We start from the raw sequence: 14587 nt of genomic DNA on the forward strand, positions 1-14587 counted from the left end.
AAACAGTTGGCGTGGGGCGCACATGGTATTCACCTCCTTGTTATTTGGTTTTGGGTGTGCCCCATGCTTTTTAACGTTCAAATCGATTTTAGGATTATTCTGATCCCTAGTCATTGTGATCTACTGACATTCCGGGGATGGTTCATACTAAATGAATTAGGGTAACACTTTATCTCTTAGGGTGGGGGTTTATCCCTCGCCGGATTTCGGCGGCACATAAAGTGCCTCCCTACGAAAGTGTTACCATGATTGTGAACCGTCTCGCAATACTGAAATCCGAAAGAGGAGGACGTGAATGATTTACAAGTTTAACGTGAAAACCAAATCGAGAGTCGAATTCATCGATATCACCTCTCAGGTGCGCGAGATCGTGAGGGAAAGCGGAGTCGGTGAAGGCGTATGTTACGTTTTCGCCCCTCACACCACAGCGGCGATCACCATAAACGAAAACGCTGACCCGGACGTGGTAAGGGACATCATATATGAATTGAACAAGATCATACCGTTTGAGGATAGATATGCCCATGTGGAGGGCAACTCCGCCGCGCACATAAAATCGACTCTGGTCGGCTCCTCTGAGGTGGTCCTTATAGAAGACGGTGACCTGCTGCTGGGCACATGGCAGGCGATCTACCTCTGTGAGTTCGACGGCCCCCGAACGAGAAGGGTCTTCGTCAAAGTGGCGGAATGTTAAATTAGCGCCGGTCACACTCCCCCTGATCCACCAGGTTGACATAATTAGGAGATGTATGTTAGGATAATCGCATGAGATAAGGGGGGCGCTCGATGAAAGAGGCTATGCTTTACGAAAAACTGGATGGTAATAGGGTCAGGTGTGGTCTTTGCAATCACAGATGCTTAATCCCCGACGGCCAGAGGGGAATATGTAGGGTGCGCGAAAATCGAGGTGGTACGCTCTACTCGCTGGTCTACGCCAAAGCCATCGCCGCTCATGTCGATCCGATAGAGAAAAAGCCCATCTTCCATCTGGCGCCCGGGTCAGCATCGATGTCCATAGCTACGGTGGGATGTAACTTCAGATGTCCGTTTTGCCAGAACTGGCAGATATCACAGATTCAGGATCCGAAGGGGAGGATAAAGGGGCAGGATTTCCCGCCTGAAGATGTCGTCGCCACGGCAAAGCACTATCGATGTAGGAGCATTTCCTACACATATACTGAGCCGACCATATTTTTCGAATACGCCTACGACACGGCGAAACTCGCCCATGAGGAGGGCCTTTACAACATCTTCGTCACGAACGGCTTTATGACCGTGGAGGCCCTTGAAACAATAGACGGATATCTCGACGCCGCCAATGTGGACCTTAAATCCTTTCGCGATGAGACTTACAGGAGGTTGGGCGGCAGGCTGGAAGGGGTGTTAGAGTCGCTCAAAGCCATGAAAGGGCTCGGCGTCTGGGTTGAGGTAACTACCCTGCTCGTGCCGGGGTTCAACGACTCGAAGGAGGAGATCAGAGACATAGCAAGGTTCATCTCCAAGGAGCTCGGCCCGGAAACACCATGGCACATATCGAGGTTCCATCCGGACTACAGGATGCTCGATTCACGTCCCACTCCCATCTCGACCATCCAGATGGCCCGCGAGATAGGGTTTGAGGAGGGGCTCAGATACGTCTACTCCGGAAATGTCCCCGGAGATCCAGGTGAGAATACCTATTGCCACAACTGTGGAGCCCTCTTGGTAGAGCGCTTCGGGTTCAGGGTTGTTCAGAACAGAATACGTCATTCAAAGTGTCCTGACTGTGGGACACCGGTCAGCGGCGTGGAGATGTCAGGGTGATCATATCGGAGGAGTTCTTCAAGCTCGTCCTCGATAGCATCCAGGACGTTATAAAGATAGTCGATAGCCATCTAAGGATAATCTTCATCAACCGTGCAGCCGAGGAGATCATCGGAAGAAGGCGGGAGGAGATCATCGGTTTGAAATGTTATGAGGTGTTTCACGGCGGCAAACCCTGCCGTCCTTGTATCGTCGAGGAGGTTTTCTCCTCAAATCGGACGTTCAGGGATACCAGAGAGGTGGTCGGACCTGAAGGTCAAAAACGGGTGTTCGAGGTGACCGGCTTTCCGGTGATAGGTTCCGATGGAAACATCGAGCGGGTCGTCGAGATATCCAGGGATATAACCTATCTCAAGAAGATCGAGCAGGAACTCATCAAGCGTGAAAAGCTGGCGATAATAGGCGAGATGGCTGCCGGATTGGCCCACGAGATAAGAAACCCGCTGAGCTCTATAATGGCATCGGCAAGACTTCTAAGGGAACACAGAGATGAGCTTTCGGATGAGGAGTACAGGGTGCTGACGAAGACGATCGAGAGGGAATCGAGGAGACTGGAGATATTAATTTCCGATTTCATGGCCTTCGCAAGGCCGAAAGCCCCTAAGTTCGAGATGTTGGATGTCAATCAGATCCTCCGCGACGCCCTGAAGGTGCTGAGATATAATCCGGATCTGTTTCGAGACGTGGAGGTCCTCGAGGAGCTCGATCCCAACCTTCCACCGATAAGGGTGGATCCCTACCAAATAGAGCAGGTCTTTCTGAACGTCATCCTCAATGCCCTCCAGGCGATGAGGAAGGGCGGGAGGCTAACCCTGAGATCCGAAAGGGTGGGAGATGAGATATGCCTGATCATCTCCGACACGGGGATCGGGATCGAGCCGGATAAGATGGACAGGATTTTCGCCCCCTTCTACACCGACAAGCCCCAGGGAACCGGCCTGGGCCTTTCGATAGCGCAGAGGATCGTCGAGCAACATGATGGGAGGATAGAGGTCGAAAGCGAGCCCGGAAGGGGTGCTACCTTCAAGGTGTTCCTTCCGATAAGAGGTCCGGAGGGGGAAGGTGAAGGGCAGAATACTCATAGTCGATGACGAAAAATCCATGAGGTTTACCATCTCGATGCTCCTCAGACGTCACGGATATGCGGTGGACGAGGCGGAGACCGTTCAGGAGGCGGTCGGGAGGATCGAGGGGGAGGTTTACGATCTGGCCCTTACTGATCTGAGATTGAGCGATGGAAGCGGTCTGGAGCTGTTGAGAGAGGCAAAGCGTATCTCGCCGGAGACCGAGGTGATTATACTTACCGCCTTCGGCTCCATAGAGTCGGCCGTCGAGGCCATAAGGCTCGGCGCCTTCGATTACCTGACTAAACCCATAGATCCAGACGATTTACTGTTGCACGTCCGGAAAGCCGTCGAGCATAAAAGGCTTCGCAGAGCTGTGAAAAACCTCCGATCACAGGTCAAGGAGAGGTATAAGCTCGGCAACATAATAGGCAAGAGCCGCTCCATGCAGCGGATCTTCGAGATGATCTCAGTCGTATCCAAGACCGATACCACTGTGCTCATACAGGGGGAAAGCGGAACGGGTAAGGAACTGGTGGCTAAGGCGATTCATACCCACAGCCATAGGGCTGAGGGGCCTTTCGTTCCCGTTAACTGCGGAGCCATCCCGGAGGCGCTTTTCGAAAGCGAGCTCTTCGGCCATGTTAAGGGTGCGTTCACGGGGGCGAGCTATAATAGGAAAGGACTGTTCGAGGAAGCGGATGGCGGGACCATATTCCTCGACGAGGTGGCCGAGATACCCTTCCCGATGCAGGTCAAGCTGCTCAGGGTTTTGGAGGAGAAACGGATAAGAAGGGTGGGCAGCAACGAGACGATCCCCATCGACGTGAGGGTCATAGCGGCAACAAATAAAGACCTTAAGGCCCTCGTCGATGAGGGGAAGTTCAGGGATGATCTCTTCTACAGGTTGAACGTGGTGATGATCGAGATTCCGCCGCTTAGGGAACGCCCTGACGATATACTCCCGCTTGCTGAGTATTTCCTGGAGCGGTTCAGCGCCAAACTGAAAAAGGAGATCAGAGAGATGTCGTCCGAGGCACGCAGGATGCTCCTGAGCTACGATTGGCCGGGGAACGTCAGAGAACTCGAGAACGCCATTGAAAGGGCTGTCCTGCTCTCCCACGATCCGATCATCGGACCGGACGACCTGCCGGATACGCTGCGGAAAGGTTCCGAGGATATCCTTCTCGGCCTGATAGCCGAGGGGATAGAGGGGGAATATACGCTGAAAGAGCTTGAGAGGAGATATATCGAGGCCGTTCTCAGGCGAAATAGAGGAAATAGATCCAAAACGGCAGAACAGCTCGGAATAGGCCGTAATACGCTATGGCGGAAGATCAAGGAGTATAAGATAGATGTCCCTGAGAGCTAGAGATCCTTTGTCGCACGGCCTCATAGAGGGCCACCGCCGCCGCCACTGAAGCGTTGAGTGAGCTGATATCACCGAACATAGGTATGGAAACCAGCATATCACACCTTTCCGAGACAAGTCTGCTTAATCCCTTACCCTCCGATCCGATGACCAGAGCAAGCGGTATTCTCATATCAATCTGATATATGTTCCGTTCGGCTTCCGGCATGAGACCGACGATCCAGATCCCCTCCTCCTTCAGCCTTTCCAAGGTCATAGCGATGTTCGACACCCTAGCGACCGGGATATGATCCGCCGCCCCGGATGAGATCTTAACGACCGTTGGGGTGAGGCCGGCGGCACGTCTCTTCGGTATCACCACGCCATGCACGCCGACCGCCTCAGCCGTTCTTATTATTGCACCTAGATTGTGTGGATCCTGAATATGATCTAAGACCACGATAAGGGGAACTCTCTTGGAGAGAAAGGCCTTATCGATGATCTGGTCAAGGGTGGAGTATCTTACCGGGGAAGTTATGGCGACTATCCCCTGGTGTTTCCGACCTTCAGCTAACCTATCAAGCTCCTCTGTCCTTTGAAAGACGACCTTGATTCCCCTCCTCCGAGCGATTTCCACAGCCGCCCTGAGTTTGGGATCATTCGGCGATTTACGGACAACCAGCTCTATGACATGTCTTCTAGACGACCTCAAAATCTCCAGGACGGCATTTCTGCCTTTTATGATTTCAACGTCCATGGCCGGTTATACCTTTAAGGCCATCAGTATGAGGAAGGAGATCAGGGCCATAGCGATCGGATATAGGATATGAAAAATGATCTTGCGGATCTTAATTCTCCTATGAATTTCCTCCGGCGTTAGAAACCTTCTCCTTCTGAACATCGACCAACCTCTCGTGGACGATCATCCCTCCGGAACAAGCCCTTCAATGATAGCTTAATAGACTCATACCTGTCAAGTGTTCTCCGTAAAGTGCCAGGAGATCGGACACGATGGAACCGCTTCCAGGGGAATCAAATCGGACGTTCATCTCACGTCTCGAAGCGCTTATCCACTCCAACACCGCCGGACTCGGGCACTGAACTGAAGCGATTGGAGGGTGAATAGAAGGTATATCCTTGGTTGCCAGATCGGCGACCGGGGTCCTATCGCATCTTTCGAGACCGAATATACAGTTTTGAAGGGCACCCTCCCCGTCGATGACCCTCACCACCTCGGCAAGGGTTGACATACGCCCCTCTCAGTGATATACTCAGGCGGTCAACCTTCAAGACGGAGGCGAGATATGGTCGGTTTCGTCTGTGCTCTGATGATATCAGGGGTGAACTTTGAGCCGGGGATACCCCCTAATCCTACGGCAACGCTTAAACGTGATCACCCGCGCCTGATTATCACGCGGGATGAACTTGAAAGGGTCAAAAGGGCCATCGGTGAAAACGAGATGGCCAGGCGATATTTCGAAAGGATAAAACGACAGGCCGATAAAATCCTCTCTGAGCCTCCCGTCAGATATGAGATACCCGACGGGTTGAGGCTACTGGGCGTGAGCAGAAGATGCCTTAACCGGATATATCACCTCGCTACGATGTTCAGGTTAAGCGGCGACCGAAGATATAAGGAGAGGGCTGTGAGGGAGTTGAAGGCGGCGGCGAACTTCCCCGATTGGAACCCGCGCCACTTCCTCGACACGGCTGAGATGACGCATGCCTTCGCCATAGGATATGATTGGCTCTACGATTCGCTCTCCGATGGGGAGAGGAGAATGATCCGCGAGGCGATCATCGAGAAAGGAATCGATCCAGCCCTGAGGGTTTACGAGAGGGGAGGATGGTGGGCCAAATGCAACCACAACTGGAACCAGGTCTGCAACGGCGGCATCGCCATCGGGGCCCTCGCCATAGCGGATGAGATCCCAGATCTGGCCGATAGGGTGTTAGGATATGCCCTTGAGTCGATCAAGATCCCCATGCGTATGTTCAATCCGGACGGCGGATGGGCTGAGGGGCCGGGATATTGGAACTACGCCACCAGCTATAACGTCTATCTCCTGGCGGCGCTTGAGACAGCTCTGGGAACAGACTTCGGGTTGTCCGATATGCCGGGATTTTCGGAGACGGGGTATTTCTGTATCTACATGACGGGGCCTCTCTGGAAGACGTTCAATTACGCCGATAGCGGCGATAGGGCTCCTCACGCGTCACAGATGTTCTGGCTTGCCAGGCGTTTCGATAAACCCGTCTACGCCTGGTATCAGCATCATATGGCCTCTCACCACGTCCATCCCCTTGATCTCCTCTGGTTCGATCCTCGGAGCGAAAGCCCCTCTGAGGAGGGTTTACCCTTGGATAGGTGGTTTCACAACGTGAACGTGGTTTTCCTCAGAAGCAGGTGGGAGGACGAGAGGGCGATCTTCATCGGCTTCAAAGGCGGCGATAATAAGGCAAACCATAGCCATCTGGACCTAGGTAGCTTCGTGCTGGATGCCGACGGACACAGATGGGCGGTGGACCTCGGCGCGGACGACTACAACATCCCCGGATACTTCGGGAGGCAAAGATGGAGCTACTACAGGCTCAGAACGGAAGGACACAACACGATAACTTTGAACGGCGAAAACCAAGATCCTCACGCTGAAGCTCCCATAGTCGATTTCAAATCGACCCCCGATCTTGCATCGGCTGCCGCCGATTTATCGGCAGCATACGGGGATCTGGCCGAGAAAGTCCTGAGGACGGTCTCGCTTGTGGAGAGGAGATACGTCCTCATTCGGGATGTAATCAAGGCTAGGGAGCCGGTCGAGGTGGCTTGGAACATGCATACGCCGGCAAGCGTGAAGGTCGAAGGATCAAAAGCGATGTTGAGCCAGAACGGGGCGACCCTGCTGCTGGAGGTTATCGAGCCGAAAGATGCCATCGTGGAATCACATGAGGTGAGCATCCCGCCGCCTCAAAGGCCGATCAAAGGGATACGCAAGATCACCGTCCGTCCCCCGAGCAGGGTTGAATCGGTCGAGATCCTTATCAGGCTAACCCCACTCGACAAATAGGTACTCGCTGTAACCCAAATGACGACAAGGTCAGATGATCTAACATGTACCTTAGGTAAATCGTCCATGGTCCGCAGTGAAATATCGGCGGACGGCGGACTGCCGACTGCGGACGTTTCAATGACGGCGAAGCCAAATGACCTAATGACCACAAATGACCGTTGATCTAATTCCAATAAGGGGTGTTATATGGCAAATGCGAGGGAGAGATTCCTCAGGGATATGAACCTGGATGGAGATGGAATCGTCCGATCCCATATCTCCATCACATATCCGGTGTGGAGGAGATATGGGGAGAGATTGAACTGGCTGGAGGGATTTTCGCCCCACGTCTCAGTGGGCATCAGCCGATCCCCCAGCCACAAGGCGTACAGCGAGACAACGGATAGGTGGGGGTGTCACTGGATATATCCGCTTGAGGCGCTGGACGGACAGTGTATAGGCCATCCGATCTCATCATGGTCGGATCTGGCGAGGTATAAACCGCCCGATCCGGATGAGTTCACCGATTGGGGAAAAGCAAGGGAGAACGTCGAGAGGGTCAAATCACAAGGCGGGGTGGCATGGGGACACACGGATCACGGTTTCATCTATCTGCGTCTCACATACCTGCGCGGGTTCGAGAACTTCATGCTCGACGTTGCTGAGGGCCGCCCGGAGCTCGATGAGCTTATAGGTATAGTCGAGGATTATTGGTTTGAGGTGGTCAGGAGATGGGTTGAGATCGGCGTCGATGCGATCGGCTTCGGGGACGATCTTGGGCTGCAACATTCGCTGCCGATAAGTCCCGACTCATGGAGGAGATACATAAAGCCATCCTATAAACACATCTTCTCCTATTGCCGTTCCAACGGCGTTCATGTCTCGCTTCACACCGACGGCTACATCGTGGATATCATACCGGATCTCATCGAATGTGGCATCTCCATACTCAATCCTCAGGATCTCGTCAACGGTTTGGAGAACATCTCCAGGTTGGCGAAGGGGAAGGTGTTCATCAATCTCGATATAGATCGTCAGAAGATCACCGTCTTCGGCACTCCTCAGGAGGTGGACGCCCACATACTCAACTGCATAAAGACGCTGGGCTCACCGAAAGGAGGACTGAGTTTGATCTGGGGCGTCTACCCCCCTACGCCGATAGAGAGCATCGAGGCGGCCGCGCGAGCCATGGATAAATACGCGACATACTGGCAGTGATTAAGCGCGGGCGATATGAGATCGCAATGAGGAGGAGGTAGAAATGCCTGAGGGAAGAAGACCGAACATCCTTTGGATCTCCTTTGAGGACACAAACCCCTTTTATGGATGTTATGGCGATCTTGTTGCCCGGACGCCCAACTTGGACCGCCTGGCATCTGAGGGATGTCTTTACACCCATGCGTTCTCTACGGCTGGGGTATGTGCTCCGGCCCGATCGGCCATCATCACCGGCATGTATCCCATCTCGATCGGCACACACCACATGCGTACCACCCATACCAATCCGTTCACGCCTGAGATACCCACCCCCTATTCCGCCGTGGTGCCCCATTACGTCCGATGTTTCACCGAATATCTCCGGGCGGCGGGCTACTATTGCACGAACAACGTTAAAACGGACTATCAGTTCGATCCACCATTCACAGCATGGGATGAGCTGAGCAGGGAGGCCCATTGGCGTAACCGTCCTGATCCCGATCAGCCCTTCTTCGCCGTCTTCAACCTCACCCGTACTCATGAAAGCGGGATGTGGCCTGAGAAGTGCCCTCAGATCACATTTGATCCCGATGAGATGGAGGTGCCGCCCTATTATCCCGACACGCCTAAGGTGCGCGAGGCGCTGGCGCGGATGTATACGAACATCGAATACAACGACCGAATCCTAGGAGAGCTTCTGCGACAGCTGGAGGAGAACGGTCTGGCTGAGAACACGGTGGTCTTCCACTGGTCCGATCACGGGCCGCTGCCCCGGGGCAAGAGATGGCCCTACGATGCGGGGATCCACGTGCCTCTGATCGTCCGCTGGCCCGGCGTGATCGAGCCGGGAGGCGTCAGCGACCGGCTGATAAGCACCATAGACCTCGGCCCCACGGTTCTCTCCATAGCCGGCGTGGAGATCCCATACCACATGCAGGGACGAGCCTTCCTCGGGGAACAGGCCGCTCCGCCCAGAAAATACGTCTACGCCACCCGCGACCGATATGACGAGTCCTACGATATGGTCCGTGCCGTCCGGGACAAGCGATTCAAATACATCCGTAATTACCGGCCCGATCTGCCATATCTGCTCTGGATACCCTATCGTAACCGTCATCCCATCCTGCAGGAGATGTGGCGTCTATATCTGGAGGGGAAATTGGAAGGACCTCAGCTGCTGATGTTCCGATCGCGGCGTCCTGTTGAGGAGCTATATGACACGCAGAGCGATCCCTACGAGATAAACAACCTTGCCTACGATCCGGAATACAGGCCGGTTTTGGAGAGGATGCGCAGGGCATTGGATGAGTGGCTTGAGGAAGTCGGCGATATGGGACATATCTCCGAGGAGGAGATGGTACGACGCTGGTATCCCGAGGGCAGACAGCCTCAGACCGCTCCTCCGCTTTTCATCCCGATCTGTGAGGAGAATCCGGGTCTGGAGCCTGCTCCGAAGGGAGGCGCATTTACCGCGCCGGTGTTGCTGCAGATCCACTGTGCCACTCAGGGAGCTTCCATCGGTTATACCTTTGAGGATGGCGAGAGGCCTCACTGGAGGCTCTATACCGAACCGATACGCCTGCCGATAGGGGAAACGAGGATAAGGGCGAAGGCGATCAGAATAGGTTACAGGGAAAGCGAGGAAAGCGTGGCGAACTTCAAGATCACCCGCAAGTAGGGGCGAGGCATTCAAAACTAAATGCCTCGTCCCTACCACGGGAAATCACGCTTTCTCATCCTTTGAGATCAGCCTCTCAAGCTCGCTGCTGTATTCCGCTTCCGAGCGGACACCGACCAGTTTTCGGACGGCTTCCCCCTTGTGGAAGATGATCACCGTCGGTATGGCTCGAATTCCATATCTGTAGGCGAGCGATAGGTTCTCATCGACGTTGACTTTGCCTACCTTAACCTTCCCCTCATACTTCTCGGCGATTCTCTCCACTATCGGAGCTAGCATCAGACACGGGCCACACCAGGATGCCCAGAAATCGACCAAAACGGGCTTATCGGATGAGAGGACCTCGTTCTGAAAGTTTTTCTCGTTCAGCTCTATCTCCATATCCGAACACCTCCTCTCACATGGTTGCGACCAACACACCCATGGCCGCGCCGTAGATTATGGCGCCATAGGGATTACAGAGGAAGATGCAATATCCCTTGGATTCGCTATATCTCGTGTAGATCCTATTCATAGCGAATCCCAGAGCTCCTCCCACGATTGCTCCTATCACCGCCTTCAAGATCAATCGTATCACCTCGGTTCATATTGATGAGGATTTATAAGCAAGACACGTGCCATCTCGCCATCAGCAGCGGATCCCCCGCCACGAAAGATGAATCCCAACGGGAGAAATCGGGAGATTTCGTCGCGCAACGAAGCTGTTGTGCAACGTTTGTGTTTCACGAAACAGAGATGATCATGTTATCTATGAGACGGGTGGTTCCGATGAAGACGGCCAAAGCCACCAGAACCTCTCCTTCTATCCTATCCACCTTCTCCAACGTCTCGGAGTCCACTATCTCGACGTAATCTATCTTAGCGAGCGGTTCAGATTCGATTAACCTACGCATCTCAGATATAATCCGATCGGCCTTTCTCTCGCCCGCCTCCGCGAGGCTTCGGGCCAAGTTTAGGGATCTCCAAAGGACAAGGGCTGCTTTTCTCTCCTCAGGGGAAAGATACTCGTTCCTCGAGCTCATGGCCAGTCCGTCCGATTCTCTGACCGTGGGGACGGAGATGATCTCGACGTCGAAGTTCAGATCCTTCGCCATGCGTTTGATCACCCTGAGCTGTTGGGCGTCCTTCTCGCCGAAATAGGCCCTATGTGGTTTGACTATGTTGAAAAGCTTGGCGACTACGGTCGTGACGCCGCGGAAATGTCCGGGACGCCTGGCGCCGCAGAGCACCGATGTTAACGTTCCCGTCACCTCGACATATGTGGCGTATCCGGCCGGATACATATCCTCGACCGATGGGACGAAGAGGAGATCGACGCCTTCCTTCTCGGCAAGTTCCCTGTCCCTATCGAGGTCTCGGGGATACCTCTCGTAATCCTCGTTCGGCCCGAACTGGGTGGGGTTAACGAAAAGGCTGACGACGAGGAGGTCGTTCTCCTCCCTTGCCCTGCGCATCAGCGTCAGGTGTCCCTCATGGAAATACCCCATGGTGGGGACGAATCCGATCCTCTTGCCCTGAAGACGCACCCTCTCGCAATGCCTCTGCACCTCCTCAGGCTTACTCAGAACCATCATGGTTTCACCTCATATGACCTGAATAAAACCTCTATGGGGTGTATCGTTTTCAATCCTGTGGCCTGTTCTATCTGTAACCTGCAGGTTCCACAGCTCGATATGACGATCTCAGCACCGCTGGAGAGGATCTGCCGGAAAAGCGGTTCCCCGGCCTTCAGCGACAGGTCGTAATACTGCTTTTTCATTCCGAACGTCCCCGCTATCCCACAACATCTATCAGCCACGGTTGTAATCTCCAGTCCCGGTATCCGTCTCAAAATCACCAACGTTCTGTCCTCACCGAGCGCCTTGAGATGACACGGTATCTGATATGCCGCCTTCATATCGACCGGATTAAGCTCCTCCACCAGCTCGCCTCTTTCCTTCAGATCGAACAGGAACTCGAATATGTAATGACAGTGCTCCGCCAGCCTTTTGGATCTTTCATCGTCCAATATCTCCGGATACTCCATCCTCACCGCCAGGAGGCAGCTCGGAGCGCTGAAGAGTATCTCGAATCCCTCATCGACCAGTTGGGAGAGGATGTCCACGTTCTCACGGATATCGTCCATTGACTCCTCTATACCGCCCATCGTGATCTTAGCCACATTACAGCATTTGGTCTTCGGGATGTAAACCTCATACCCATGTCTGCGCAGCACCTCAACCGTCGATACCCCTTCGCCGGCCGGATCGTTGTAGTTGGCGTAACACCCGGCGAAATAGGCCACCTTTTTCTCCCCCGTCGGTTTTCGCCTCGGATATCTCCTGGAAAGGGTCATGAACCTGTACCTGGGCATCCTCCTATCCCTGTGTATCCCGAGGATCAACTCCATCAGCCATCTGATCGGTTTGAGTTGCATCGTCAGATTGGCCAAAGGGGCGAAAGTAGTGGCGAGCGGAGCGATTTTCGAGGCGTTGCCCAGGAATAGATTCTGAATCGAGAGGCCGTGTTCGCGCACATATACGGCCCTCGCCTCAAGACAAAGCATTGGGACGTTAACCAACGCCGGGCATTCGTTCAGACATCGCTTACAGTTATAACATAGATCCATCACCGATTTGAACTCGGTTGAGGTCAGCATCTCAGGGGGAAGATCGCCTGTAAGAGCGGCCCTGATGAGATTCACCTTGGCGCGGCTGGCTCCTCTCTCCTCTCCCAGGGCACCGAACACCGGGCAATACGACCGACATGTGCCGCAGCCGTCGCATTTCTCCAGTTCCTCGTGCATCCTCTCCCGATCAAGCCTCGATCCGGTCTGTATATATCGATATTCCGGCCCGTAACGGAGGTTATCGGTGAATCCCTTGCCTTCCTGAGGGATGATCTTGCCGGGATTGAGCAGGTTGAGCGGATCGAACAGGCGTTTGACCTGGAAGAACAGATCGTAAAGCTCGCCGAACTCCTTCCTGAGGAAGGGCGTTCTCAGCAATCCGTCGCCGTGTTCGCCCGAAATCGACCCCTCCATCTCCACCACCAGCGAGAAGGTTTCCTCCGCTATCAGCCGCATCTTCTCGATATCCGATGGGTCCTTGGGATTTAACAGGGGTCTGACGTGAAAGTTGCTATCTCCGGCATGCCCTATCGTACCTACGCGAACGTCATATCTCTTCAGTATCCCCCAGAGCTTACCGAGGAACTCGGCCAATCTTTCGGGAGGAACCGACACGTCCTCGATGAAGCGCAGCGGTCGTTTCTCTCCCTTTACCCTTCCCAAGATAGCGGAACCGGCCTTTCGGACCCTCCAGAGCTTATCGGCCTCATCCTGATCACGGGCGGGCAGGAAATCGGTGACCAGCCCTTCCTCTCTCAGAGATCGCTCCGCCTCTTTGAGCTTTTGACGAACCCGATCTGAATCCTCACCGTCGAACTCTATCAGATATACCATCTCAACCTTTTCAGGTAGGAATCGTCCCAGCTCCCTTTCCCTCATGCGTACCAGATCCACAACCAACCCATCCATCACATCTATCGCGCTAGGGCCTAGTTCCAGCAGAATCGGCACGGCCATTCCGGCCTTAACGACATCGTCGAAATATGCCATCGCCACAGCCTTGTGCTTCGGGAGATCGATGACGCGCAATCTAGCCTCCGTTACGATGCATAACGTTCCCTCAGATCCGACGATCAGCTTCGACAGGTCGAACATCCTATTCTGAATCAGGTCGAATAGGTTATATCCGCTTGAGCTTTTGGCCTTAGGCCGATACCTCTCGATGAGATCCCTGTTTTCAATGGTGATACTTTTAAGTCCCTCATAGATCTCCTGTTCAAGCGAGCCGGGCCTGCCGGGAAAATCATCGGGTATAAGCTCCAGGGGAACGGGTTTGGTTTTCACCAGATCTCCGTCTGAGAGCACCAGCTCAAGCGATAGGACGTAATCCTTCGTGGTCCCATATTTGACGGATCTTGCGCCGGAGGAGTTGTTGGCGATTCCACCTCCGATGGTGCTATAGGCGCTGCTTGAGGTATCGGGGGGGAAGAACTTGCCATACCTTTTAAGCTCCCTCTGTAGGATATCCTGGACGACCCCGGGCTGAACGACGGCATATCCATCATCGGGATTGATCTCGATTATACGGTTCATGTATTTGCTCAGATCGACGATCAGGCCGTCATTCACCGCCTGACCGGCAAGGCTGGAACCGGCTCCCCTTGCCGTAAGGGATATCCTTTGATCGGATGCGTATTCGGCCAGTTTAACCAGATCGTCGGCGTTTTTCGGATATATCACCCCGATCGGCTTGATCTTATAAAGACAAGCGGCGGTGCTGTAGATCGTCCGGGTTATCTCATCGAACCTAACGTCACCGCTTATGAGCGTTTTCAGATGTCTTTCAACTCTATCGGGATCAATCATCTTTCATCTCCTTCGATCACCTTTGCCACTTTG

Annotated in this window: 14 protein-coding genes; 7 read left to right on the plus strand and 7 right to left on the minus strand. The window is 53.8% G+C overall.

Annotation, left to right across the window (positions count from 1 at the left end; translation table 11 throughout):
- Positions 1–295 precede the first annotated feature (295 nt).
- The 4 genes from J7M22_06290 (at position 296) to J7M22_06305 (ending at position 4239) form a co-directional block, all read left to right on the plus strand.
- Positions 296–694 (plus strand): YjbQ family protein, encoded by a 399-nt coding sequence (locus J7M22_06290; GenBank protein ID MCD6506218.1) that lies wholly within the window; start codon positions 296–298, stop codon positions 692–694.
- 92 nt (positions 695–786) lie between these two features.
- Positions 787–1803, plus strand: a complete 1017-nt coding sequence (amrS, locus tag J7M22_06295; protein MCD6506219.1) for an AmmeMemoRadiSam system radical SAM enzyme — start codon at positions 787–789, stop codon at positions 1801–1803.
- Positions 1800–2894, plus strand: a complete 1095-nt coding sequence (locus J7M22_06300; protein ID MCD6506220.1) for a PAS domain-containing protein — start codon at positions 1800–1802, stop codon at positions 2892–2894. The genes amrS and J7M22_06300 overlap by 4 nt, the downstream gene beginning before the upstream one ends.
- Positions 2895–2904: 10 nt before the next feature.
- Positions 2905–4239, plus strand: a complete 1335-nt coding sequence (locus tag J7M22_06305) for a sigma-54-dependent Fis family transcriptional regulator (GenBank protein ID MCD6506221.1) — start codon at positions 2905–2907, stop codon at positions 4237–4239.
- Here the strand turns inward: J7M22_06305 and rlmB are convergent.
- The 3 genes from rlmB to J7M22_06320 are packed head-to-tail and all read right to left on the minus strand — an operon-like array spanning position 4205 to position 5468.
- Positions 4205–4975 carry a 23S rRNA (guanosine(2251)-2'-O)-methyltransferase RlmB gene (rlmB, locus tag J7M22_06310; protein MCD6506222.1) on the minus strand — a complete coding sequence of 257 codons (771 nt, stop codon included), beginning with the start codon at positions 4973–4975 and terminating at the stop codon, positions 4205–4207. The two genes, J7M22_06305 and rlmB, sit on opposite strands and share 35 nt — an antisense overlap.
- 6 nt (positions 4976–4981) lie before the next feature.
- On the minus strand, positions 4982–5119 hold the full coding sequence (locus J7M22_06315; GenBank protein MCD6506223.1) for a hypothetical protein: 138 nt from the start codon (positions 5117–5119) through the stop codon (positions 4982–4984).
- Positions 5120–5162: 43 nt separating this feature from the next.
- The gene (locus J7M22_06320) at positions 5163–5468 is read right to left on the minus strand and encodes a hypothetical protein (protein MCD6506224.1); all 306 of its coding nucleotides are present in this window, start codon (positions 5466–5468) and stop codon (positions 5163–5165) included.
- Positions 5469–5522: 54 nt separating this feature from the next.
- Between J7M22_06320 and J7M22_06325 the strand changes: the two genes are divergently transcribed.
- From J7M22_06325 to J7M22_06335, 3 genes are all read left to right on the plus strand, one after another.
- A complete protein-coding gene (locus J7M22_06325) occupies positions 5523–7283 on the plus strand; it encodes a heparinase II/III family protein (protein ID MCD6506225.1) in 1761 nt (586 codons plus the stop codon).
- A 189-nt stretch (positions 7284–7472) separates the two neighbouring features.
- Positions 7473–8483 carry a hypothetical protein gene (locus J7M22_06330; protein ID MCD6506226.1) on the plus strand — a complete coding sequence of 337 codons (1011 nt, stop codon included), beginning with the start codon at positions 7473–7475 and terminating at the stop codon, positions 8481–8483.
- 43 nt (positions 8484–8526) lie between these two features.
- Positions 8527–10140: a sulfatase-like hydrolase/transferase gene (locus J7M22_06335; protein MCD6506227.1), complete on the plus strand. Its 1614-nt coding sequence runs from the start codon at positions 8527–8529 to the stop codon at positions 10138–10140.
- A 45-nt stretch (positions 10141–10185) separates the two neighbouring features.
- Here the strand turns inward: J7M22_06335 and trxA are convergent, their stop codons facing one another.
- From trxA to J7M22_06355, 4 genes are all read right to left on the minus strand, one after another.
- The gene (trxA, locus tag J7M22_06340) at positions 10186–10521 is read right to left on the minus strand and encodes a thioredoxin (protein ID MCD6506228.1); all 336 of its coding nucleotides are present in this window, start codon (positions 10519–10521) and stop codon (positions 10186–10188) included.
- Positions 10522–10537: 16 nt separating this feature from the next.
- The gene (locus tag J7M22_06345) at positions 10538–10708 is read right to left on the minus strand and encodes a hypothetical protein (protein MCD6506229.1); all 171 of its coding nucleotides are present in this window, start codon (positions 10706–10708) and stop codon (positions 10538–10540) included.
- Between the two features lie 154 nt (positions 10709–10862).
- Entirely contained in the window at positions 10863–11714 is an 852-nt protein-coding gene (locus J7M22_06350) for a pantoate--beta-alanine ligase (protein MCD6506230.1), read from the minus strand.
- On the minus strand, positions 11711–14554 hold the full coding sequence (locus J7M22_06355; protein ID MCD6506231.1) for an anaerobic glycerol-3-phosphate dehydrogenase subunit C: 2844 nt from the start codon (positions 14552–14554) through the stop codon (positions 11711–11713). The genes J7M22_06350 and J7M22_06355 overlap by 4 nt, the downstream gene beginning before the upstream one ends.
- Positions 14555–14587: the final 33 nt, after the last annotated feature.

This window comes from Candidatus Poribacteria bacterium, assembly GCA_021162805.1.
In the GTDB taxonomy this organism is placed as follows: domain Bacteria; phylum Poribacteria; class WGA-4E; order B28-G17; family B28-G17; genus JAGGXZ01.

Coding starts and splice junctions, on each gene's coding strand:
- J7M22_06290 (MCD6506218.1), top strand. CDS start 296: ATGATTTACAAGTTTAACGTGAAAACCAAATCGAGAGTCGAATTCATC.
- amrS (MCD6506219.1), top strand. CDS start 787: ATGAAAGAGGCTATGCTTTACGAAAAACTGGATGGTAATAGGGTCAGG.
- J7M22_06305 (MCD6506221.1), top strand. CDS start 2,905: ATGAGGTTTACCATCTCGATGCTCCTCAGACGTCACGGATATGCGGTG.
- rlmB (MCD6506222.1), bottom strand. CDS start 4,975: ATGGACGTTGAAATCATAAAAGGCAGAAATGCCGTCCTGGAGATTTTG.
- J7M22_06315 (MCD6506223.1), bottom strand. CDS start 5,119: ATGTTCAGAAGGAGAAGGTTTCTAACGCCGGAGGAAATTCATAGGAGA.
- J7M22_06320 (MCD6506224.1), bottom strand. CDS start 5,468: ATGTCAACCCTTGCCGAGGTGGTGAGGGTCATCGACGGGGAGGGTGCC.
- J7M22_06325 (MCD6506225.1), top strand. CDS start 5,523: ATGGTCGGTTTCGTCTGTGCTCTGATGATATCAGGGGTGAACTTTGAG.
- J7M22_06330 (MCD6506226.1), top strand. CDS start 7,473: ATGGCAAATGCGAGGGAGAGATTCCTCAGGGATATGAACCTGGATGGA.
- J7M22_06335 (MCD6506227.1), top strand. CDS start 8,527: ATGCCTGAGGGAAGAAGACCGAACATCCTTTGGATCTCCTTTGAGGAC.
- trxA (MCD6506228.1), bottom strand. CDS start 10,521: ATGGAGATAGAGCTGAACGAGAAAAACTTTCAGAACGAGGTCCTCTCA.
- J7M22_06350 (MCD6506230.1), bottom strand. CDS start 11,714: ATGATGGTTCTGAGTAAGCCTGAGGAGGTGCAGAGGCATTGCGAGAGG.
- J7M22_06355 (MCD6506231.1), bottom strand. CDS start 14,554: ATGATTGATCCCGATAGAGTTGAAAGACATCTGAAAACGCTCATAAGC.